This window comes from Stenotrophomonas sp. TWI273 (assembly GCF_039674765.1).
Lineage (GTDB): Bacteria > Pseudomonadota > Gammaproteobacteria > Xanthomonadales > Xanthomonadaceae > Stenotrophomonas.
On sequence record NZ_JBDJOA010000001.1, the window covers coordinates 124869 to 146938 of the forward strand.

The 22070-nt window shown below is 66.0% G+C and carries 22 protein-coding genes and 1 pseudogene; 10 read left to right on the plus strand and 13 right to left on the minus strand.

Annotated features, from left to right (window positions below; all coding sequences use genetic code 11):
- Positions 1–20 precede the first annotated feature (20 nt).
- The 3 genes from ABE571_RS00480 to ABE571_RS00490 form a co-directional block, all read right to left on the minus strand.
- Positions 21–518 carry a ferritin-like domain-containing protein gene (locus ABE571_RS00480; protein WP_313209899.1) on the minus strand — a complete coding sequence of 166 codons (498 nt, stop codon included), beginning with the start codon at positions 516–518 and terminating at the stop codon, positions 21–23.
- Between the two features lie 91 nt (positions 519–609).
- Positions 610–1188, minus strand: a complete 579-nt coding sequence (locus ABE571_RS00485) for a M23 family metallopeptidase (protein WP_346492981.1) — start codon at positions 1186–1188, stop codon at positions 610–612.
- Positions 1185–1805: a DNA-3-methyladenine glycosylase gene (locus ABE571_RS00490; protein ID WP_346492982.1), complete on the minus strand. Its 621-nt coding sequence runs from the start codon at positions 1803–1805 to the stop codon at positions 1185–1187. Before ABE571_RS00490 ends, ABE571_RS00485 begins: the two co-directional genes overlap by 4 nt.
- Before the next feature lie 179 nt (positions 1806–1984).
- Between ABE571_RS00490 and xth the strand changes: the two are divergent.
- Positions 1985–2761 (plus strand): annotated as a pseudogene (gene xth, locus ABE571_RS00495) (exodeoxyribonuclease III); the annotation flags it as partial.
- A 104-nt stretch (positions 2762–2865) separates the two neighbouring features.
- Positions 2866–3663, plus strand: a complete 798-nt coding sequence (locus tag ABE571_RS00500) for a helix-turn-helix transcriptional regulator (RefSeq protein WP_346482372.1) — start codon at positions 2866–2868, stop codon at positions 3661–3663.
- 10 nt (positions 3664–3673) lie between these two features.
- On the opposite strand, the gene ABE571_RS00505 is transcribed toward ABE571_RS00500, so the two are convergent.
- Entirely contained in the window at positions 3674–4897 is a 1224-nt protein-coding gene (locus ABE571_RS00505; protein ID WP_313218466.1) for an MFS transporter, read from the minus strand.
- Positions 4898–5170: 273 nt separating this feature from the next.
- Between ABE571_RS00505 and ABE571_RS00510 the strand changes: the two genes are divergently transcribed.
- Positions 5171–5305 (plus strand): hypothetical protein, encoded by a 135-nt coding sequence (locus tag ABE571_RS00510; protein ID WP_313209886.1) that lies wholly within the window; start codon positions 5171–5173, stop codon positions 5303–5305.
- A gap of 62 nt (positions 5306–5367) precedes the next feature.
- A complete protein-coding gene (locus ABE571_RS00515; RefSeq protein WP_346492983.1) occupies positions 5368–6834 on the plus strand; it encodes a serine hydrolase domain-containing protein in 1467 nt (488 codons plus the stop codon).
- Here the strand turns inward: ABE571_RS00515 and ABE571_RS00520 are convergent.
- The 5 genes from ABE571_RS00520 to ABE571_RS00540 form a co-directional block, all read right to left on the minus strand.
- Positions 6773–7525 carry a sulfite exporter TauE/SafE family protein gene (locus ABE571_RS00520; RefSeq protein ID WP_313209881.1) on the minus strand — a complete coding sequence of 251 codons (753 nt, stop codon included), beginning with the start codon at positions 7523–7525 and terminating at the stop codon, positions 6773–6775. The two genes, ABE571_RS00515 and ABE571_RS00520, sit on opposite strands and share 62 nt — an antisense overlap.
- A gap of 9 nt (positions 7526–7534) precedes the next feature.
- Positions 7535–8482 carry a prolyl aminopeptidase gene (gene pip, locus ABE571_RS00525; protein ID WP_346462427.1) on the minus strand — a complete coding sequence of 316 codons (948 nt, stop codon included), beginning with the start codon at positions 8480–8482 and terminating at the stop codon, positions 7535–7537.
- 69 nt (positions 8483–8551) lie between these two features.
- Entirely contained in the window at positions 8552–8818 is a 267-nt protein-coding gene (locus ABE571_RS00530) for a hypothetical protein (protein WP_313209877.1), read from the minus strand.
- Positions 8815–10161 (minus strand): TFIIB-type zinc ribbon-containing protein, encoded by a 1347-nt coding sequence (locus ABE571_RS00535; protein WP_313218460.1) that lies wholly within the window; start codon positions 10159–10161, stop codon positions 8815–8817. The genes ABE571_RS00530 and ABE571_RS00535 overlap by 4 nt, the downstream gene beginning before the upstream one ends.
- Before the next feature lie 21 nt (positions 10162–10182).
- Entirely contained in the window at positions 10183–11322 is a 1140-nt protein-coding gene (locus tag ABE571_RS00540; RefSeq protein ID WP_121036873.1) for an SPFH domain-containing protein, read from the minus strand.
- A gap of 197 nt (positions 11323–11519) precedes the next feature.
- On the opposite strand from ABE571_RS00540, the gene ABE571_RS00545 reads away from it, so the two are divergent.
- Together ABE571_RS00545 and ABE571_RS00550 are read left to right on the plus strand one after the other, a co-directional pair.
- Positions 11520–12146, plus strand: coding sequence for a sigma-70 family RNA polymerase sigma factor (locus ABE571_RS00545; protein WP_346492984.1), 627 nt, complete (start codon positions 11520–11522; stop codon positions 12144–12146).
- A complete protein-coding gene (locus ABE571_RS00550; protein ID WP_346480954.1) occupies positions 12143–12817 on the plus strand; it encodes a ChrR family anti-sigma-E factor in 675 nt (224 codons plus the stop codon). The genes ABE571_RS00545 and ABE571_RS00550 overlap by 4 nt, the downstream gene beginning before the upstream one ends.
- Here ABE571_RS00550 and ABE571_RS00555 read toward each other — a convergent pair.
- The 4 genes from ABE571_RS00555 to ABE571_RS00570 all read right to left on the minus strand — a co-directional run bounded on the left by ABE571_RS00555 (position 12807) and on the right by ABE571_RS00570 (position 16916).
- The gene (locus ABE571_RS00555; protein WP_346492985.1) at positions 12807–14543 is read right to left on the minus strand and encodes a sensor domain-containing phosphodiesterase; all 1737 of its coding nucleotides are present in this window, start codon (positions 14541–14543) and stop codon (positions 12807–12809) included. The two genes, ABE571_RS00550 and ABE571_RS00555, sit on opposite strands and share 11 nt — an antisense overlap.
- Before the next feature lie 126 nt (positions 14544–14669).
- Complete coding sequence (locus tag ABE571_RS00560) at positions 14670–16256, minus strand: SDR family oxidoreductase (protein ID WP_346492986.1); 1587 nt, start codon at positions 16254–16256, stop codon at positions 14670–14672.
- Positions 16257–16463: 207 nt separating this feature from the next.
- Entirely contained in the window at positions 16464–16658 is a 195-nt protein-coding gene (locus ABE571_RS00565; protein WP_313209863.1) for a hypothetical protein, read from the minus strand.
- A 6-nt stretch (positions 16659–16664) separates the two neighbouring features.
- Positions 16665–16916 carry a hypothetical protein gene (locus tag ABE571_RS00570; RefSeq protein ID WP_313209861.1) on the minus strand — a complete coding sequence of 84 codons (252 nt, stop codon included), beginning with the start codon at positions 16914–16916 and terminating at the stop codon, positions 16665–16667.
- 182 nt (positions 16917–17098) lie between these two features.
- Between ABE571_RS00570 and ABE571_RS00575 the strand changes: the two genes are divergently transcribed.
- The 4 genes from ABE571_RS00575 to ABE571_RS00590 are packed head-to-tail and all read left to right on the plus strand — an operon-like array spanning position 17099 to position 21993.
- On the plus strand, positions 17099–17644 hold the full coding sequence (locus tag ABE571_RS00575; protein WP_346480957.1) for a sugar dehydrogenase complex small subunit: 546 nt from the start codon (positions 17099–17101) through the stop codon (positions 17642–17644).
- Positions 17645–17690: 46 nt separating this feature from the next.
- Positions 17691–19331 carry a GMC family oxidoreductase gene (locus tag ABE571_RS00580; protein ID WP_346480958.1) on the plus strand — a complete coding sequence of 547 codons (1641 nt, stop codon included), beginning with the start codon at positions 17691–17693 and terminating at the stop codon, positions 19329–19331.
- On the plus strand, positions 19328–20725 hold the full coding sequence (locus ABE571_RS00585; protein ID WP_346492987.1) for a cytochrome c: 1398 nt from the start codon (positions 19328–19330) through the stop codon (positions 20723–20725). The genes ABE571_RS00580 and ABE571_RS00585 overlap by 4 nt, the downstream gene beginning before the upstream one ends.
- On the plus strand, positions 20722–21993 hold the full coding sequence (locus ABE571_RS00590; RefSeq protein WP_346492988.1) for a carbohydrate porin: 1272 nt from the start codon (positions 20722–20724) through the stop codon (positions 21991–21993). The genes ABE571_RS00585 and ABE571_RS00590 overlap by 4 nt, the downstream gene beginning before the upstream one ends.
- Positions 21994–22070: the final 77 nt, after the last annotated feature.

The following is a 22070-nucleotide window of genomic DNA, read 5'->3' on the forward strand; positions in this document are numbered from 1 at the left end:
CCCGAGGGGAAACGGGAAGGTCAGGCCGCGGCGGCCTTGGCATTGCCGCCGCCGGCCAGGGCCAGCAGCGTCAGCTTCTCGTCGGTGTCCTTCTCCTCCTTGAGCGTTTCCAGCAGCAGTGGCACGGCTGCCTTGTAGCCCAGCTGTTTGGCCAGTGCGGCAATGGTGCCGTAGGAGGCGATTTCGTAATGCTCGACCTTCTGCGCGCCACCAATCAGTGCAGCATCGCGGACCGGGCCCTCCTCGATACCGTCGATCGCCTCTTTGCCTTCCTCGACCAGGCCTTCCATCGCGGCGCATTTGATGCGCTTGAGCCGGATCCCCAGCAGTTCCACCACCTGGTCGATGCGCTCGATCTGGCCCTGGGTCTCTTCCAGGTGCGTCGTGAACGCGGCGGCCAGGTCAGGACTGGAGGCGGCGCGCGCCAGTCGGGGCAGCGCCTTGGTCAGCTGCTTCTCTGCACTGTAGATATCCGAGAGCTCGTGGATGAACAGGTCTTCTGCGGTCTTGATCGCCATGGAGGTGCTGCCGGTGGGTTTGAGTGTCCGACGCTAGGCGCGTGGGTGTTAGTCCGGTGCGCTTTGTTGTGAAGGGCCCCTGCACGCGCGCTCAGGGCGCGTCGGGCCACGCCTTCAGCAGGGGCAGCGGATCGTAAGCGCCGTCGGCACGGTAGATGCCCCAGTGCAGATGCGGCGGCGTGCCCTTCGCGTTGCCGGTATCGCCGACGTAGCCCAGCACGTCGCCCTGCTCGATGATGTCGCCACGCGCCAGGCCTTCGCGCCAGTCATCCAGATGGGCGTAGTAATAGCGCTCGCGTGCCGGCCCCATCACCCAGACCTGACGCCCGCCCAGACCGCTCTCGCGGATATCGGCAACGATTCCCGGGGTGGCGCTGCGCACCTCGGTGCCCCGCTTGGCGAAGATGTCCACGCCGGCGTGCGTGCGGTCGCGTCCACGCGGTGCGCCGAACGTATTGGCCACCTGGCGTGCGGCCACGCCCGCCACGGGGACGGGCAGCGCGGTGGGTGCAGGCATCTGTGACAGGCGCCAGAGTGCCCGCGGTGATTCGGCGATGGGGCTGTTCCACACCACCCCTGCCACTACGATGCAGACGACAAGGATGAACAGCCGCACCAGCCAGCGTCGTACGCGGCGGGCCGGGGAGGGGGCGGGCGGCGAAAAGCTCACGGTGTTGTCCCACCCGTCTTCTTAGCCGCCGTGCGTCCCGACACATGCACATGCGCCGGCACGTGCCACCGCCACGGAAATTCGATTGCCTTGCTGATGCCGATCCGGGGCCCGACCACCGGGTCCTGCGGTGGCGCCATCCCATCGGACACGATGCGGATGCCGCGGTCATTGCGCACCAGATCCGCGCCGTCCAAGGCCTTGGTGATGCCCATCGCCTGCGACAGCCGACCGGGGCCACTGGCCAGATCGCGCGCGCGCTTGATCGCCGGCCGCGCTTCCTGGATCAACGTCAGTCCCGCCACCGGCTCCAACGCCCGCAGCAGCACGCCCCAGCCTTGACCGATCTCGCCACACACCGCGTTCGAGCCCCAGTGCATGCCGTAGCTGAAATACACGTAGAGATGACCGGCTTCACCGAACATCGTGGCGGTGCGCGCGGTGATGCCGCGATACGAATGCGCCGCCGGGTCCTGGTCACCTGCGTATGCTTCCACCTCCACGATGCGCCCAGCGCGACCGTCATCGCGCACCAGCAGCTTGTTCAGCAGCTCGGGCGCCACCTCGGTCGGGTGGCGCTGGTAAAAACGCCGCGGCAGAACCGTCCACGTTTTCATGACCCTCCACGCAATGGATACCCTTTGCCAGTCCGAAACGAGCGCCTACTGTGACGCGACCAGGGTCAATGCACGATCAACGCCGCCATCGTCACGCCACGCTCGCCCGGCATTCGCGGCAGATTGATTGACGCAGGGCAATCCTCGAGGCCTGTCTCCGCCGCCATGCAGCACGCACCATGCCTGCCAGAAATCGCCTGAAAATCGCGACCTTCAATGTCAACGGCGTGCTGACCCGGCTGCCGCATCTGCTCGCGTGGCTGGCGCGCGAACAACCGGACATCGTGGCACTGCAGGAACTCAAGGCGACCCAAGAGGCCTTCCCGGAGGCAGCGATCCGCGAGGCGGGATACGGCTGCATCTGGCACGGCCAGCGCGCGTGGAATGGCGTCGCGCTGCTGGCGCGCGGCCAGGACCCGATCGAGAGCCGGCGCGGCTTGCCCGGCGACACGAACGATGACCAGAGCCGTTATCTGGAGGCGGCCGCGCACGGGGTGATCGTGGGCGGGCTGTATCTGCCCAACGGCAATCCGCAGCCCGGCCCGAAGTTCGATTACAAGCTGACCTGGATGCAGCGCCTGCACAAACACGCCCAGAGCCTGGTCGCGCTGCCGCATCCCGTCGCACTGATCGGCGATTTCAACGTCGTCCCGACCGATGCGGATATCTACGATCCCAAGTCCTGGCGGAAGGACGCGCTGCTGCAGCCGGAGGTGCGCGAGGCCTACCAGGCACTGCTCGCCCAAGGCTGGACCGACAGCCTGCGTGCGGTGCACGGCGACGCACAGATATTCACCTTCTGGGATTACTTCCGCGAACATTTCGCCCGTGACCGTGGATTGAGGATCGACCATCTGCTGCTCAATCCGGTCCTTGCTCCCGGCCTGAAAGATGCCGGCGTGGACAGGTGGGTGCGCGCATTGGAGAAGCCCAGCGACCACGCGCCCACGTGGATCGAGGTGGTGGCGCCTTCCAAGCCCCGATAACCGCGCCGGCCCGATATCGAAAACACGCCGGACGCGCTAGAGTCCCCCGGCAGGTTGTTTGCGAGGGTATTGCCATGCCATATCGGAAAAGGGACATCGCCCCGGGTCTCGGCGAAGGTAAACGCCTGCCGGTAGGCCCGGAGACGCCCGTATTCTGCCGGGCGCGCGAATATCGCGCCGGCACGATCATCGCGCTGCATCACCATCCGGACCGTCATCAGCTGGTGTATGCCGAAACCGGCGTGCTGGTGGTCCAGGCCGGGACAGGGCGCTGGGTCGTCCCGAGCACGCGCGCGATCTGGATCCCGGCCGGTACGGGCCACAAGGTCAGCTGCATCGGCGCGGTCGGCATGCGCAGCCTGTACATCCTGCCGGAGGCGATCGCCCAGCCGCCGGCCAGCGCATCGACGGTCTCGGTGACACCACTGCTGGCCGCCTTGATCCACGCAGCGATGGACGTACCGACGCCATACCGCGCGCAGTCGCGCGACGGGCGGCTGATGCAGTTGATCCTGGATGAGCTGCAGATGCTGCCGGTACTGCCGTTGCACCTGCCGCAGCCTGCCGATCCACGCCTGCAGGCGATTGGCCGGCAGCTGGAATCCATGCCGGACGATCCGTCCACCCTGCAGGACTGGGCCGGCCGCCTCGGCGTGGATGTCAAGACCATCCAGCGGCTGTGCGCACGCGAGCTGGGTATGACCTTCGGGCAATGGCGGCAACAGGCGCGCCTGCTGCGTGCACTGGAACAGTTGGCGCACGGCGAAAAGGTGATCGACGTGGCGCTCGCGCTGGGCTATGCCAGTCCGAGCGCCTTCACCGCGATGTTCAAGAAGCGCTTCGGCCAGTTGCCGAGCCAGTTCTTCCACTGAGGCAAACGCCTCAGTGCATCGTCGTCTTCGGCAGGAACGCCGTCGCCAGCCCGAGCAGCGGCAGGTACGAGGTGAAGTGGTAGACCCATACGATGCCATGCACGTCGGCCAGGTTGCCCAGCCCGGCCGCACCGATACCGCCGATGCCGAACATCAGGCCGAACATCAGGCCCGACACCATGCCCACGCGGCCCGGCACGGCCTCCTGCGCATACACCACCAGCGCAGCGAACGCCGAGGACATCACCAGTCCGATCACCACCGCCAGCACCGCCGTGCCCATCAGGTTGGCGTAGGGCAGGGCGAGCGCGAACGGCGCCACGCCCAGGAAGGAAATCCAGATCACCGCCTTGCGACCGATCCGGTCCCCGACGGGGCCACCGATGAAGGTGCCCAGCGCGACCGAGGCCAGGAAGATGAAGAGGTACATCTGGCTCTGCTGCACGCTCAGGCCGAAGCGCTCGATCAGGTAGAAGGTGAAGTAATTGGTGAACGAGGCGATATACACGAACTTGGCGAACATCAGCACCGCGATCACCGCGATGGCCTGGATCACCTTGCCACGGCTCAGCCCGACGCCATGGCTCTTGGCCAGGCTCTTCATCTTGGCCTGGCCATGCTGCACGGTCCAACCGGTGAGGCGGAACAGCACGGTGATGGCCAACGCGGCCGCCAGCATGAACCAGGCGATGGCACGCTGCCCATGCGGAATCACGATGACCGCGGCGAGCAGCGGCCCGATCGCCGAGCCGGTATTGCCACCGACCTGGAACGTGGATTGTGCGGTACCGAAGCGACCGCCCGAGGCCATCCGCGCCACGCGCGAGGCTTCCGGATGGAAGGTGGCCGAACCGATCCCGACGATGGCCGCGGCGATGAGCAGCATTTCGTAACTCGTGGCCATCGCCATCAGGGCGATGCCGACGAAGGTGGCGATCATGCCCGACGGCAGCAGATACGGCAGCGGCCGTTTGTCGGTGTACATGCCCACCCACGGCTGCAACAGCGAGGCGGTGACCTGGTACACCAGGCCGATGATGCCGATCTGGCCGAAGGTGAGCGAAAACTCGCTCTTGAACATCGGATACACCGCCGGCAGCACCGCCTGGATCATGTCGTTGAGCAGGTGCGCGAACGCTGCGGCACCGACGATGCGGATTGCAAAGCCCTGGTGGGGGGCGGGGGTGAGCGGTTCGGTGGGGATGACGGGCGGGGCAGCGGTTTCAGGGGTCATGGGCCGGGATCGGGAACGGGAGGGTGCCGATGCGTGTGGTATCAGCCGCACGGGCATCACGGGAGCGGACGGGAGGCAAGCGTAGACCGCGGCTGGCCCCCCGTCTCTCGCGATAGGGGCGGCTGTCGTCGCAATCAGGGCAGGCAGCCACGCCATATTTGCAACTAATTGGATGTCGCAGGGCGAACGCACCGCATAAAGTAAATGCCTGCGAAGTGACCGGCTACCACGCACGAAATCGCATCAACGGCTCTACGACGAGGACATCGGATCATGAGCAGCATCTGGATAGGGCTTGCCATCTTCTTGAGCAGCTGGACACTCATCGCAGTCACGCTGGGAGTATTGACTGCCCGCTGGATGGGCATGCAAAAAACGATTGAAAGGCAGGCGGCACGATCCAAGTGATCCCGCGCCGCTGCATAATCCGTCCGACTGCCGGGTGGCAGCCCAGCGGAAAGGAGCACAGGATGTTGCCGATCAGAACACTCATGGTGGTGCTGCTTCTCTTCAGTACCTCGACCTGGGCCAGGGTGCCCACCGACCCTGCGCAGGCCGAGCAGATATTCCGCCGCTGGCTGGCGGCCTACAACGCCGGTGACAGCCAGGCGCTGCAGGCGGTGTTGTCGAGCCACGGGATCGACCACACCGCGCAGCGGTATCTGGACATCCGCGAGACCTTCGGCCCGTTTGACGTACTGACCAGGACCGTCGATACGCCCGATACGATCGCCGCGATCGTGCGCGGCACCTCAAGCGATCGCGGGATCCTGATCACCGTGGCCATCGATCCTGCGAACCGGCCGTACCTGAAGACGCTGCAGCTGGAAGGGGTGGAGATACCCGACGCATTCAAACCCGCGCGCCTTGAGATGCCCGCGCTCATCGCGCAGAGCCGTGCCCGTCTGGACACGCTGGCAGCACAGGACAAGCTCTCCGGCACCTTTCTACTGGCGCAGGACGGCAAGGTGCAGATGGCGTGGCAGGGCGGGCGGGCCGACCGGGAGCAGGGCATTCCGGTCGATAGCTCCACGACATTCAGGCTCGCCTCGTTGAACAAGATGTTCACCGCGGTGGCGATCCTGCAGTTGGCCGAGGCTGGCAAGCTGACACTGGACGATACGATTGCCCGCCACCTGAGGGACTATCCCCATCAGGCGGTCGCGACATCCATCACGATCCGGCAGCTGCTCAACCACACCAGTGGCCTGGGAGAGATCTTCGACGAGGCGTTCGAACGCCGGAAAGCATCACTCAAGACGTTGGCCGACTACTGGGAGGTCTATGGTGCTGCGGCACCGGCCTTCCAGCCGGGCACCCAGGACCAGTATTCCAACTACGGCTACATCCTGCTGGGCTCGATCATCGAGGCGGCATCGGGACAGTCGTATGACGCCTACGTCGAACAGCACATCTTCGGGCCGGCGGGCATGACCGCCACCGGATCGGCGCCCGAGGCGACCCTGGTGCCAGGCCGCGCGGTGCCCTACACGCTGAGCGACGGCCGGTGGGTGCGCGAGACCAAGACCCTGCCATTGCGCGGTACGTCGGCGGGCGGCGGTTACAGCACCGCCCACGATCTGCTCCGGTTCGCCGAGGCGTTGCGCAGTGGCAGGCTGATCCCGGCCTCGGCATTGGACGCGGCCACCTCACCGCAGAACACCAAGGGGTGGTACGGCTACGGCTTCATGGTGAGCGGCGAGGGCGAGCAGCATCAGTATGGCCACGAGGGTGGGGCGCCCGGTGCGAACGCCGCGCTCATCGTGCTGCCGAGCCACGGCTACGTGGTGATCGGGCTGAGCAATGTCGATCCCGATGCGATGGAGAACGTGGTCAACTTCGTCGGCAACCGTCTGCCGTTGTCGCAGCGCGGCCTCAGCGCCCGCCCAGCAGCGCCGGCAACGACGAGGCGAGCAACGCGATCCCCGACACGGTGAGCAGACTGAGCACGATCTGCCGGAACCGCAGGTCGCTGATGCCGATGTAGAGGCGGGTGCCGAGCAGGGTCGGGATCAACATGGCGGGTGCCACGATGGCGAACATCGGCAGCATCTCGCGGGTGACGATGCCGGTGCCGACATAGGTGCCCATCGTCACCAGCAGCATGGACAGGTTGAAGTTCTGGACCACGGAGCGCTGCACGTCACGCTCGTAACCGCGCAGCGTGCACCACAGCGTCGGCAGGGTGCCGGTGAAGCCGCCCAAGCCGCCCATGATGCCGCCGGCAAACCCCACCACGCCATCCGCCGCGCGCCCGCCTGCCGTGACCCGTGGCAGCTGGCGTGACAGCAGCATGGCCGGGCACCACAGCACCAGCAGAGTGCCCAGGATCGCTTTGAGCCAGTTCATGTCGAGCATGGGCAGCAGGTAGACGCCCAGCGGAATACCGGCCAGCCCACCCAGAACAAAGGGCAGCAGGGTCTTCAGATTGAAGCCGCGGCGCACGGTGAAGGCCGCCAGCAGTTGGCCGGTCAGGGCGCCGAACACGGAGAGGGTGGCCGCGAGCTTGGGATCCAGCACCCAGGCCCAGAAGGACAGGGCCACCAGCCCGAAGGCGAAGCCCGACAGCCCCTGCACGAAGCCCGCCACGATGGCGCCCAGCGCCACCATCAGGTAGATCGAATCCACGACGCCTCCTTACTGGCGCTCTGCGAACGCATCCGTCGCGCGCACCAGCGCATCTGCCGTGGCGGGTTCCGTCGCACCGTGGCCTGACAGCACCATCTGCAGCGAGGCCTCGGGCCAGGCACAGGCCAGGTCCCAGGCACTGCGCGCCGGGCAGATGATGTCGTAGCGACCCTGCACGATCACGCCGGGCAGATGCCGGATGCGGTCGATATCGCGCAGCAGCTGCGCATGCTCGAGGAATGCGTGGTTGCGGAAGTAGTGCGCTTCGATGCGCGCCTTGGCCAGGGTGTGCAGTGGGTCATCACCCGACACGGCATCGACGTCGTGTTCCAGCGTGGCCGCGTGATCTTCCCACCCCAGCCAGGCCTGGGCGGCGGCGATGCGGGTCGCTTGGTCCGGACTGTCCAGACGACGCCAGTACGCGGCGATCATGTCGCCGCGTTCGTCTTCAGGGATATGTGCCTCGTAGCGCGCCCAGCGCTCCGGAAACACCCAGCGTGCACCGCCATCGGATTCGGCGAACCAGCGGTTCTCTTCGGCACGGCCGAGATAGACCCCGCGAAGGATGATGCCGGTTGCACGTTCCGGATGGGTCTGGGCGTAGGCGAGTGCCAGCGTGGAGCCCCACGATCCACCGAACACCAGCCAGCGCTCGATACCCAGCAGGGCGCGGATGATTTCTACGTCCGCGACCAGGTGCTGTGTCGTGTTGTCACGCAGCTCACCGAACGGCGTGGAGCGACCGCTGCCGCGCTGGTCGATCAGGACGATGCGATAACGCGACGGATCGAAGAAACGCCGGTGGGTCGGCGATACGCCTGCGCCGGGCCCACCATGCAGGAACACCACGGGGATGCCGTCAGGATTGCCGCACTCCTCGACGAACAAGGTGTGCAGGTCGTCGACCGCCACCTGATGGGTGAGGAAGGGCGTGATCGCTGGATAAAGCGTGCGCATGGGGGCGTCCTACGGAAAACTGACGCCACATGATACCGCCCGGGTTCGTCGAGCCGCGTCCGTGACGCGTCACAAGGGTGGGGGGCTGTCCCTGTCGCGCTGTACCCGCGTGCGATACGCCGCCACGTTGTCTCCGCGGATGCGTCGCTCCTGCGTGCCCGTCACGGTATCGACCTTTCGGTCCGCGCCCGTGACCGGCTTGGCCTCGATCGCGGTATCACGCTCGAACGCATGCGATTTGTCGGTATTGCGGTAGTACCGGTACAACGCCCAGTACAACGCCGTCGCGCCGGCGGGGCCGGCGGCAAGCAGCCAGAGTCCACTGTCATCGCTCATGAGGCAGCTACCAGGAAGAAGAGAACGAGGGCTTCAATGATCGTGCCGGTGGTGAGCGCGGCCAGCAGCAGCTTCCACTGCTGCACCGGCACGCTGCCCATGGTTTCACCGGTGCGGCCATTCACCGCGATGTAGTGCAGCATGCCGCCATTGCGGCCCGGCTGGTGGTACGAGTACAGCCAGACGGGCAGGTACATCGATACCCAGCGCGTCCCGTGCACATCCACGCGCTCGCGCTCCCAGCGCACGCCACGATCGTAGCGGCGTACCGAGCCCTCCACCTGGGCGCGGGCGATCGACAGCAGCTGGTCTTCCAGCCGTGGGCGCAGCTTTTCCACGTCGAGGTTGCGCTTTTCCGAGGTGAAGCCGGCCAGATAGGAGGCGTTCCACTTCAGGGCATTCTTGGTATCGAACGGCAGGATCGCGTTGATGATGTTGTTGGTGTTGGTCTGCGTATCGAGGTTGCCACGCTCGGCCGAGGATTCCAGGGTGAGATCGTCCACGGTGAAATCCACCTGGCGATCCACCTGGTACACGTCGGCGTCGTAATACGTCTTCTTGTTCTTCTCGGTGCCGCGGGTGTACTGCCGCGTCTGGATCTCGCCCTTGCCGGAGACGCTGGCGCTGACATTGCTGTCCACCACCATGTAGGGCAGGTAGACGCCGGAGACATTCTCGGGCGTGAACTGATCCTTGAACGCCTTGAGCGCGAACAGGCGGCGCTTGTCCACGAACTGGCGGATCCGCGCGACCGCATCGTCCTTGCTGATATGGAACGGCAGTACCGCATCGGGCACCGCGCCGTTGGAGATCTGCTCGTTGACCCCGAACACATGCCGGCACCAGTGGCAGCGGGCGGTCATCGTGCTTTCGGTATTGATCGTGACTTCGGCGCCGCAACCGGTGCACTTGAAGCTCATCAGGCTGGCGGTATCGGCGGCGATGTCACGCGCGCCCGAGGCGATGACGGTGCCGCGCAGCTGGTCGATGCCTTCACCAAAGCCGAAGGCCTCCTCAACGCGCTCGCCGTGCCATTCGTGACGGCAGAACTGGCAGACCAGCACATCGGTGCCCAGCTTGAGCCGGATATCGCTGGAGCCGCACTTCGGGCAGCGGTTGAGGCCGTCCTTGAGTTCGGCCGCGGCGGTGTCCAGCGCGACCGGATCCGGGGCCTGCACCTCATCGCGGATGGGCTGGGGCAGGGTGGCCGGATCCACCGGGAAACTGCCCGGCAACGGCGGGACCTCCCGGGGCGAGCCCGGGCCGGAGACCGGCGCCGCCGGAGAGGGCGGCAACGGTGGCGGAGCCGCCGGGATCGGCGGTGGCATCTTGGGGTCGGACATGGTGTCGATGCGCTCGGTGTCTTACAGCCCCAGCGCCTTGGCCTTGAGCTTGTCGTAGTCGTCCTGGGTGATCAGGCCGAGGTCGAGCATCTCCTTGGCCTTCTTCAGCTTGGCGACCGGATCATCCGCCGCCGGAGCAACCGGCTGCTGCATGCCGCCGACCCCGAGCATGCCCGAGGCCATGCCCACGCCGACCAGGCCGGCAGCACCGCCGTTCTCGCCCGCCGACTGGATGCCCTGGGCAACACTGGCCTGCAGGTTGGAATTGCCACGCGAGCCGGCCAGCGCATCGGCGCGCTGCACGGTCTTGAGCAGCTCGCGGGTGTTGGCGTCGTACTCGATCGAGACAATGGCGGTCTTGACGATGGCCAGGCCACGGTCGGACTTCCACTGGTAGCCCTGCTCGACGGCAGCGGACAGGCTCTGTGCAAAGCCGAGCGAATCCTGCTGCAGCTTGGTGATGCGGTTGCCCTTGCCCGGGTCGTTCGTATACAGGCTGAAGGCTGGCGCGAGCGAGCCCACCACTTCATTGAACAGCTGGCTGGCGGCCGCGTTGTCCAGATCGGTGAAGTCGAACACCTGGCCCGGCTGCAGGTAGCTGGCGGGTACGAAATTCTTCACGAACAGGATCGGATCGACGATCTTCAGGGTGTACGAGCCGCGCGTGACCGCGCCGACCTGCGTGCCGAGGAAACCATCGTCCCAGTAGATTTCGGACTGCGTGCCGAAGCGGTTGTCCGGCAGTTCCTTCAGGGAGACGAAGAACGCCGCCTGCTGCGACCCCGGCTGGCCACCGAACTTGAAGCGTTCCCAGCTCTGCTTGATCAATGGGCTGACGAAACCGTCGCCGGCGAAGATCGACTGCGAATTGGTATCGTCCGAGCGCCATTCATAGCCGCCCGGTTCGGCCACGAAGCCGGTGATGGCGCCGTCCTGGAACAGCAGCAGGCCGTACCCTTCGGGCACGACGATCTTCGAGCCGTTGGTGATGATGTTGGAGGAGGCGCTGGTGTTGGAGCCACGACCGGCATTGGTGCCGCGCGGCACCGCCGCGAACAGCGCTGCCGTGGAGGGCAGGCCCGTCGGCACGGTGTAGAAATCCTTCCACTGGTCGGCCAGAACGCCACCGACTGCCCCTGCCACTGCCTGACGAAGACCCATGACCCACTCCCTGCGATTCGTGGCCGGGCACCGTGCCCGCCATGCTCGGCTGACTATATCAGCAGCCGGTGTATCGACAGTGGCGCCTCTGGCCCGGCCGCGGTGCCGGGTCCGGTAGCGGCTGCATCCAAACCGCGCGGCCGTCCGTACACACGTCCATGAAGCCCATGTCCCCGATCTGCCGGAACTCGCCTACGATGGACACTGACCCGTCCACCGCCAGGATGACGCCCTTCGAGGCAGCCCGGATGATTGCCGTTCCCGCTCAACCCGGCCCGGAGCTGAAAACCTGGGCGGCCGACATGGCCGGCGTCGCCACGTCGCGCGATCGGGAGTGCTTCATGCGCATCTACGATCATTTCATGCCGCGCCTGTGCCGCTACCTGAGTGGGCTGGGGGCGCCCGATGGCGTGGCCGAGGATCTGGCCCAGGAAGTGCTGCTGAAACTGTGGAACCGGGCCGAGCTCTATGATCCGGCGCGCAGCAGCCTGGGCACGTGGCTCTACCGGGTGGCGCGCAATCTGCATATCGACCGGGTACGTCGCGAACATATCTGGGTGCATGCCCATGAGGTGGTCGAGCAGGCGGCGGAGGAAGAGGACGGCAGTGGCTCTCTGGCCGAACGGCATACCGAGCACGTCAGGCTCAAGCAGCGGCTGGACGAACTCTCCGCAACGCAGGCCCGATTGATCCGGATGTCCTACTTCGAAGCAAAAACCCACGCCGAGATCGCCAACGAGCTGCATATGCCACTGGGCACTGTGAAATCCCATATCCGACGTGCGTTTCTTCAGCTGCAGTCCTTGATGGGAGAGCGGCAGTGAACCCTCGTCACCATCTGGACCCGACCACCGTCCTGGGCTTTGCCACCGGCACCTTGGCGCCGGAAATGTCCGTGGTCGCTGCCGCGCACCTGGAAGCCTGCGCGCACTGCCGGCAGCACCTGCGCTCGGCCGAACGGGTGGGCGGACTGCTGCTGGAGCAGCAGTTGTCGCCGCCTTCGGCAGAGGATCGCCAGGCCGCACTGCGGCAGACCATGCTGGAGCGCCTGGATACTGCCGCGCCTGCGGGTGGCGTGCATGACCAAACGGTGGCCCGCAGCGCCGCTGGTCACGATCCGGATCAACTGCCGGCCGCGCTGGCACCGCATTTCGGGACGTCCTACCGCTCGCTGAAATGGCGGTGGATGGCCCCGGGTGTCCACTGCATCCGTGCACCGGCGCACCCCTCGTTGATCATGCTCAAGATCGCCCCCGGCAAATGCCTGCCCATGCACAGCCATGGCAACAGCGAGCTGACCCAGATTCTCCGCGGCGCCTATGACGATTCCCTGGGGCATTTCGCCCCCGGCGATGTGGCCGATCTGGACAGCGACGTCGAGCATCAGCCCGTGACCACCCCCGGTGTGGCGTGCATCTGTGTGTCAGCGCTGGATGCGCCGCTGGTCTTCAGCGGGTGGTTCGCGCGCAAGCTGCAGCAGGTGTTCAAACTCTGACGGGGCGCGGTGTGATCGCGGCCTGTTCGAACACCTGCATCACCGCGGCCGGCGCCATGGGCCGGGCAAGCAGGTAGCCCTGAACTTCGTCGATCCCCATGTTTGCCAGCACGTCCATCTGCGCCTCCTGCTCAACTCCTTCGGCCACGGTCAGATAGCCCAGCTCGTGCGCAAGATGATGGATGGCCGAAACTTTGGCGCGGGCGCGCGAGCTGCTGGCGATGCCATCGACCAGTGACTTGTCCAGCTTGACGGTGTGGATGGGAAGGTCGGACAGGTAGCTGAAATTGCTGTAGCCACTGCCGAAGTCATCGATCGCCACCGTGATGCCGGCCTGTGCCATCGCCGCGATGTGGCCGATGGCCGGCGACCCCGGACGCAGCCATTCGCCTTCGGTGATCTCCAGTTCGATCATCGAGAACGGCAGCGCCCTGTGCTCAAGCTTGCTGCGGATGTCCTGCCAGGCCGAGGCATTGGACAGATAGCTGCTGGACAGGTTGATCGAGACCGGAATGTCCTGCCCTTGGGCGCGCCACGCCCGGACCTGATCCAGCGCCGTGTCCAGTACCCAGTTGGTCACCTCATCCATCAGTGCGGTCCGCTCGAAAACCGGAATGAACTCGCCCGGGCTGATCGGCCCCAGGGTGGTGTGGTTCCACCGGATCAACGCTTCGGCCGAGACCGGGCGCCGACCGTCAAGGGTGAAGCGCGGCTGGTAGTCCAGATGGAAGTCGCCGTTCTGCAGGCCGCGTTCGGCATCCGAGGCCAGACGGTAGGCGCGGTGCATCTTCTCGTCGCGCTGTGCGGAATACCAGCAGAATGGCTGCCGCGCATCGAACGCGCCCTGCATGCTCACCAGCAGCCGCCGCAGCAGGTCATGGCTGTCCTGCTCATCCGTATCGACCGCACAGATACCCGCATGGAAGCGGGGGGACATCGGGACGGCGGCGGCCATCAACGGACGCAACATGCGCGTCCTCAGCTCCAGGACCAGGCTCTCGACGTGGCCTGCCGTCGGCATCTCGACCACGAAGGCAAACCGGGTCACTCCGACGTGGTACACGGTCGCCACGTCCTCCAGCGCGGTGCGCAGCCGGACGCCGGCACGCCGGATCAGTGCTTCCAACGGGCGCAGGCCCAACACCTGGCCGACCTGGCTGGCACGCGGAATATCCAGCACGTCCACCGCGACGGCGTAAGCCGTTCCTTCCGCGCAGCGCGAAAGAACGCCTGGCAGATCCGTATGAAACTGGTGCCGGCTGGGCAGGCCACTGACCGGGTCGAGGTTGCCGGAGAGGTTGCGTAGTTCGAGTTGCGCGATCACCAGCTCGGCCAGAGTGGCCAACTGCTCCTGATCCCGCTCGTCAAAGGTGCGCGGGCGGGTGTCCATGACGCACAGCGCACCGATGGCCACGCCATTTTTGGCCACCAGCGGCGCGCCCGCATAGAAACGCAGGTGGGGACTGTGCGTCACCAGCGGGTTGTCGCGGAAACGCGGATCCTGCTCGAGGTCCGGGACGACCAGGACGCCGCCGGAGGTGACGGCGTGGGCGCAGATCGACGAGCGGATGTCGGTCTGCGCCATGGGCAGACCGATCCGGGAAATGAAGCGCTGCTTTACATCCCCCAGGACCGAGACGAAGGCCACCGGCGCGTTGAACGTGTAGCCGGCAAGCGCGGTGATCCGGTCCAGCGCGGGCAACGACGCCACGCCGTCGACCTGCATGGCGCAAAGCACCGCGCGTCTTTCATCCAGGGGGGAGGGTGGGGGGCTCATTTCGTATCGACTGGGGGCCGGGCGCAAGCGGCCCGCTGTCCACTCTATACGCACCGAACGCGGTTCCGGATGCAGTTACCAGTCCGTGGGCGCGTAGTCCTTCAGGAACTGGCCCCAGACGTGTTCGCCGGTGTTGAACCCGTGGATGATCGGATCGACGATGCGCGCGGCGCCGTCGACGATATCCAGCGGCGGGTGGAAGCGTTCTTCCTTCACCTTCTTGGCCGCGATGTCCGCCGGATCCTCGTCGGTCACCCAACCGGTGTCGACGCTGTTCATGTGGATGCCGTCGTTCTGGTAATCGGCCGCCGAGGTGCGCGTCATCATGTTCAGCGCGGCCTTGGCCATGTTGGTATGCGGGTGGCGGGTGGTCTTGAAGTTGCGGTAGAACTGCCCCTCCATCGCCGAGACGTTCACGATGTGCTTGTCACGCTCGGGCGTGCGCAGCATCAGCGGCTTCAGGCGCGCATTGATGATGAACGGCGCGATGGCGTTGACCAGCTGGGTTTCCAGCAGCTCGACCGACGGCACTTCGGCCATCAGCATGCGCCAGGAGTTGCGACCGCGCAGATCCACCTGCTGCAGGTCCTGATCCAGCCGGCCATCCGGGAACAGGTGCTGCTGGGCGACCAGCTCGTCCTCCAGCAGCGGCACCTGCGACAGCTCGGCGGCACGGGTCAGGCCATTGGCGGCGTTGAAATCGCGCCCCTGGACCACCGGCAGCGCGGCCGAGGCGGTGGTGCCGAGCAGTTCGGCACTGCGCAGCCCCTCGTAATCGCCGATCAGCTTGCGCAGCGTCTCGGGTACCTCATGCAGCGCGGCGGTTTCGCCGGCCATCATGTGCGCATAGAACTGCGGCGGTCGGCGCACGGTCTGGCAGGCGTTGTTGATGATGAAATCCAGGCGCGAACGGGTGGCCAGCAGCTCGTTGCAGAAGGCCTCCACGCTCGGGGTATGGCGCAGGTCCAGGCCGTACACCTGCAGGCGGTGGCCCCACACGCCGAAGTCCGGCTCTTCGGCGTAACGCGCGGCCGAATCCCGCGGGAAGCGCGTGGTCACGATCAGTTCGGCACCGGCCCGCAGCAGCTTCAGGCCTGCCTGGTAGCCGATCTTGACCCGGCCGCCGGTCAGCAACGCGACGCGACCGGTCAGGTCCGCCGTCTCGGTGCGCTTGACGAAGTTCAGCTCGGCGCAGGCCGGGCACATCTGGTCATAGAAGTGGTGCAGCTGGGTGAACTTCTGCTTGCACACGTAGCAGTGGCGCAGTTCCGGGGAATGCACCGGTTCCGGCGTGGGTGCCGCATTCTCGCCGTTGGAGGCGTCATGCAGACCGGCCGCGTGCGGCGGGAAGTAGTTCGGGGTGCTGAATACCGGCTTGCGGCGCAGGGCGCGGATACCGGTCTGCGCCAGCAGCGCCTCGGATTTGGCCACCTTTTCCTGATGCCGCGCCTTGGCCTGCTGCTTCAGCTTGGCCCGGCGGGCCTTGGGCTCGGGGTGATACACCTTGGCCACCACCTGGTGCAGGCGGACGCGATCAGCCTCGGGCAGCGTATCGAGCACGCTGCGGTCGGCTTCGATGGCCTCCAGCAGGTCCAGCGCGGTGCGCAGGCGGTCGGTCAGGGGCAGGTCGTCGTCGGCAGGGGGCAGGGCGGTGGTATTCAATTCAGATCCGGGAAAAGCGGCAGGATGACGGGCATGGGGCGCCGCGCGACGGCCCCTGAGGGGGCATCCGCCAGCAGCCCGGGGCATACGGTGGGAGGCTATTGTCCCTGATCCTGGGATTTGGTGCTGATCAGGCGGCACCCATGCAGCCCGATGTGCAGATGGCCATGGGGGTCATTGCAGCTGGTTGCCGCCGGCCTGGGGGCTTCAGCGCACCTGGAGCGAAGCCTGCAGCGCCGTCGCCAGCGCCGCGTCACCATTCACCAGCTCGGTCCACTTCAACGTGAGGCCGTTCCGTTTGCCCTTGGACACCAGCTTCATCCCGTCTGGATCGATGGTCAGCGTATAGGTCTCGTCGCCGATCTGGACTTCCCGGCGCAGTGGTTTATCGAGTGGCGTCATGACGTGCTACGGCTTCGGCGGCGCTGCGTGTTTCGGCTCCGCGGAGCTCTCGGTGCCATGGCCGGAGTCCTGCTCCTCGGAGGCCGCCGTGCCGCTGCCACCCCCGGGCACGTTACGCGCGGCCTCACCACCCGCAGGCGCCGTCGCGGCGGCAGGCTGCTCGATCGCATCGGCATGCTGGCCTTGCTCGTTACGCTCATCCTGGCTGCAGGCCGACAGCGCGAGGGTCGCGAGGGCACTCAACAACACGATTCGCATGGCGATTCTCCTGCAGTGATGACGAATCCGGTTTGTAGCGCCGACGCCGTTGGCGATGCGTGATCACCCCGTTGATCACTCTTTGACGACAACCGCATGGAGTACCCTTGCCGCCGTCGATGCTTAGCCGTTCCGTGGTCTACGGGCGGGGAGCCGGCGTGTTACGGAGCAGAGTTCACATCATGAGTATTCCCGAGGGATTGGACGGGCGTCGTCGGGGGCAGGGCCTCACACGACGAGGCTTCCTTCTTGCGGTCGGTTCGGTGTCGCTGCTCGCGGCCTGCCGTGACAAAGCGCCTGCGGTGGCAGCGCCGGCTGCCACATTGCCTGCGGCAAAGACCGACACCGCCTTCCTCGACCTCTCTCATGCCCTGACCGGCAAGACCGATCTGGACCCGGCCACGGCCGACCGGATCGAACAGGCGTTTGCCACCCTTCAGCCAGCGCTGCATGCGCAGTTCCCCGCCTTGGTCACCCTGGCAGGACAGGTCAGTGGCGCGCAGGCGCTGATCGCGGCCGCTGGCGATGCCAAGCCCGCGGCCCTGGCCATCATCACCGCGTGGTACACGGGCACCGTTGGCAAAGGCGTGCATGCCGTGACCGTGTCCTACCGCGATGCGCTGATGCAGCGCTGCGTGGATGACGGTCTTTCACCGCCGACCTACGCCCAAGGTGGCCCCGCCTGGTGGACCGCTGAGCCGCCGGCCCCGATTCGCGCCCACGCCTGAGCCTGCGCGGTCCTTTTTCCCCTGTTATCGATCTGGAACCCCTCCCATGAAAGCTCCGGTTTTCCGTGATGGCGACGCCGATGCCGACGTCGTGATCGTCGGTTCGGGCGTTGTCGGTGCATTGATCGCCCACCAATTGGTGCGCGCCGGCAAATCGGTCCTGGTCCTTGAGGCCGGCCCCCGTCTGAACCGTTCCGACGTGGTCGAGAACTGGCGCAACGTCAGCTTCGAACGGCGCATCGGCAGCGATTTCCAAGGGCCGTTCCCGCAATCGAAATTCGCCACGGCGCCACTGTACTTCCCCGCCAACGACTACGTCGGCCTGACCGGCCCCGATGCCAGCAGCTTCCATCAGGGCTTCATCAAGGCGGTCGGTGGCACCACCTGGCATTGGGCTGCCTCCTGCTGGCGCCATCTGCCGGTCGATTTCAAGATGCAGTCCGCCTACGGGGTCGGGCGCGATTGGCCGATCAGCTACGAGGACATCGAGCCGTACTACTGCCGCGCTGAAGAGGCCATGGGCGTCTCCGGGCCGAACGACCCCGCGCAGCAGAGCCCCTCGGAGCGCTCCAGGCCGTACCTGGCCGACATGATTCCGTGGGGCAACGGCGACAAGGTGTTTGCCGAGGTAGTCAATCCGCACGGCTACAACCTGGTGCCGATTCCGCAGGGGCGCATGATCAAGCCCTGGAATGATCGCCCCGCGTGCTGTGGCAACAACAACTGCCAGCCGATCTGCCCGATCGGCGCCATGTACAACGGCGTCCATACCGTGCATGCTGCCGAAGCGCTGGGCGCCAAGGTGCTGGCCGAAGCCGTAGCGTACAAAATCGACACCGATGCGCAGAACCGGGTCACCGCCATCCACTGGTATGACAGCGACAAGGTCAGCCACAAGGCTACCGGCCGCAGTTTCGTGATCGCCTGCAACGCGCTGGAAACGCCACGCCTGCTGCTGCTCGCTGCCAACGAACAGAACCCGAACGGCATCGCCAATTCGTCCGACCAGGTCGGGCGCAACATGCTGGACCACTCCGGCTTCCACTGCTCCTTCATTGCGGACCGCCCGATCTGGCTGGGGCGTGGCCCGGCGCAGTCCAGCTGCATGGTCGGGCCACGCGATGGCGCGTTCCGGTCGGAGTATTCGGCGACCAAGATCATCCTCAACAACATCAGCCGGGTGGCGATCGCCACCGACCAGGCGTTGAAGATGGGGCTGGCCGGTGAGGCGCTGGACGCGGAAATCCGACGGCGCGCGATCTACGGCGTGGACCTGTCGATCAGCCTGGAGCCGCTGCCCGACCCGACCAACCGCCTGACGCTGTCCACGACCCGCGTCGATGGCCACGGCCTGGCGTGCCCGGACATCCATTACTCGCTGGGCGACTACGCGCGCAAGGGCTACGACAAATCCTGCGAGCAGCTGCGGCACATCGGCAAGCTGTTCAACGCCGAAGAATTCGTGATCACCACGGCGCTCAATGCCAACAACCACATCATGGGCTCGACCATCATGGGCGCGGACCCGCGCGATTCCGTGGTGGATGGCGATTGCCGCGCGCATGATCACCCGAACCTGTGGCTCCCAGGTGGCAGCGCGATGGTCTCGGCCAGCGTCGTCAACAGCACCTTGACCATGGCCGCGCTGGCCCTGCGCGCGGCCGATGCCATCGAGCGTGCGGCATGAAGACCTTCCTGCTCATCGCATTGGGCCTGCTGGCCGGCGTCAGCCACACCGCGCGCGCCGACGACGCCGTCGAACGTGGGCGCTACCTGTCCGTGGCCGCGGACTGCGTGGCGTGCCACACCAGCCCGAAGCAGGGCAAGCCCTACGCCGGCGGCTACGCGATCGCCTCGCCGCTGGGTGAGATCTGGGCGAGCAACATCACCCCGTCCACGTCCCACGGCATTGGCAACTACACGGAGGCCGATTTCGCCAAGGCGGTCCGGGAGGGCGTGCGCAAGGATGGTGCCCGTCTGTATCCGGCGATGCCGTACACCTCGTACGCCAAGCTGACCGACGAGGACATCCACGCGCTGTACGTCTACTTCATGCAGGCGGTCGCCCCGGTCGATGAGGAGGCACGTACCACCGAACTGCCATTCCCCTTCAGCGTGCGCTCGTCCATGGCGGTGTGGAATCTGCTGTTCCTCGACAAGACCCCCTTCAAACCTGATCCGGCGCAGAGTGCCCAGTGGAATCGGGGTGCCTACCTGGTGGAAGGGTTGGCGCACTGCTCCAGCTGCCACAGTCCACGCGGCCTGATGATGCAGGAAGTGGGCGGCAAGGCCTTTGCCGGTGGTTCGCTGGGCGATTGGTACGCGCCCAACATCACCTCGCATCCGATCAGCGGGATCGGCGGGTGGACCGATGACGAACTGGCCCAGTACCTGAAGACCGGCCGAGCTGAAGGCAAGGGGCAGGCCGGTGGCGGCATGGCCGAGGCGGTGACGAACAGCCTTTCCAAACTGCGCGACGAAGACATCAGCGCGATCGTGACCTATCTGCGGACGGTGCCGGCGGTGGCCGACAAGGACGCCACCCGCGCGGCCTTTGCCTGGGGCGATGCCGCCACGGCGCCGGGCGAGCCCGCGATTCGCGGCACGGACGCGCCCATCGCCTCGGGTGCGGTGCTGTATTCCGGCCTCTGCGCCAGCTGCCATGGCTCGCGTGGCGAGGGCAGCAACGACGGCTACTACCCGTCGCTGGTGCACAACAGCACCGTGGGCATGGTCCGGCCACAGAATCTGGTCGCCACCATCATCGGCGGCATCGACCGCCAAGTGGATGGCGAACATGTACTGATGCCGCATTTCTCCGAGGGCTCGTACGTGCAGGCGCTGAGTGACGCGGACATCGCGGCCGTCGCCACGTACGTGCGGACCACCTTCGGCCCGGGTGACCAGGTCACCGAAGCGCAGGTCGCGTTGATCCGCGACGGCGGTGAGAAGCCGCTGCTGGCCAAGATCGCGCGCCTTTGGCTACCGTTGCTCATCCTGGGGCTTGCGGCTTTCGTGGTGGTGATCCTGCTGGTGCGACGCGCGTGGACCAGGCGCAAGCAGCGGAGGGCTTCGGCATGAAGCGCACCTCCTTCGTTGTAAGCCTCGGGCTGATGGCCTCCGCGGCCGTCTTGCCGGCATGGGCGGCTGAACCAGAGGTCCCCAAACCCAAGGCCGTGGACACCATTGCCCAGACACCGCTCAGTGCGGACTGGGCGGCCCGCATCTGGCTGCAGGACCGTGGCGTGACCCCGAGCGCACGCATCGTGATCGCCACGGGCGTCAACAGCGATGGCTACAAGGGTACCGGCTGGTCCACGGCCGAGCACGTTGATTTCGGTGCCATGATCGATACCGGCAAGGCCTTCGGTTTCGACGGCACGATGCGGGTGGTGTTCTCCGACCGCTTCGGCAATGCGGTCAATGACCGCTCGACCGGTTCCTACGTGCAGAACCAGGCGTTCTATGGCCAAGGGCAGAACCTGCGCTTCAACGAGCTCTCCTACGAGCGCTGGCTGCTGGACAAGCGGTTGAGCCTGAAGGGCGGCTTCTACTCGATGGGCAACGACTTCGGCGGCTTGCCGTACACCTGCAATTTCAACAACAACGGCCAGTGTGGTCATCCGCTGGGCCCGATCTACAGCTCCGGTTGGCTGGACAATCCGACCGGCCAGTGGGGCCTGCGGGTGAAGTGGGCTGATCCCTCGGGCTGGTACGCACAGACCGGCATTTACGATGTCGTGCCGATGCGCAAGCAGGAGGGCAGTGGCTTCCGCGTGTCCGACCGTGGCAAGACCGGCCTGTTCCTGCCCGTGGAAGTGGGCTACAGCCACGGCAACACCGGCGAGCATTACGGTGGCACCTACAAGGTCGGCTATTACCTGGACACGTCCAACGCGGACGACATCGGCAATCCGGCCGCACCGCGCGCGTCGCATCGCAGCGGTTCGTACATCCAGCTGGCGCAGCGCGTGCTGAAGCCCGAAGGCGACACCGTGCGCGGTCTGTCGGTATTCGGCGTGGCCACGCGTGCGGATGCCAGGACCGGCCTCATGCGGTACTCGTGGGAAGCCGGCCTGAGCTGGCGCGGTGTGGTGGCATCCCGCGAGGATGATGTGCTGAGCCTGGCGTGGACCCGGCTGGACATCTCCGACCGCCTTGCCCAGTACCAGCGCATCACCGGCAAGGACGTGCAGAGCAACGAGCAGTTCGTGGAGCTCAATTACGGTGTGCAGGTCACTCCGTGGCTGATCCTGCGGCCTGCGGTGCAGTATGTAGCCCGTCCCGGGGCGTATGAGAGCCGCCCGGACAGCTGGGTGTTCACGCTGCAGGCGCAGGCTACGCTCTGATCACACGACACGGTCGTCCAGTGCACGCACGCTCCACAGCGGGCTCACTAAAGTGGGTGCCACTTCATCGAGGCTGG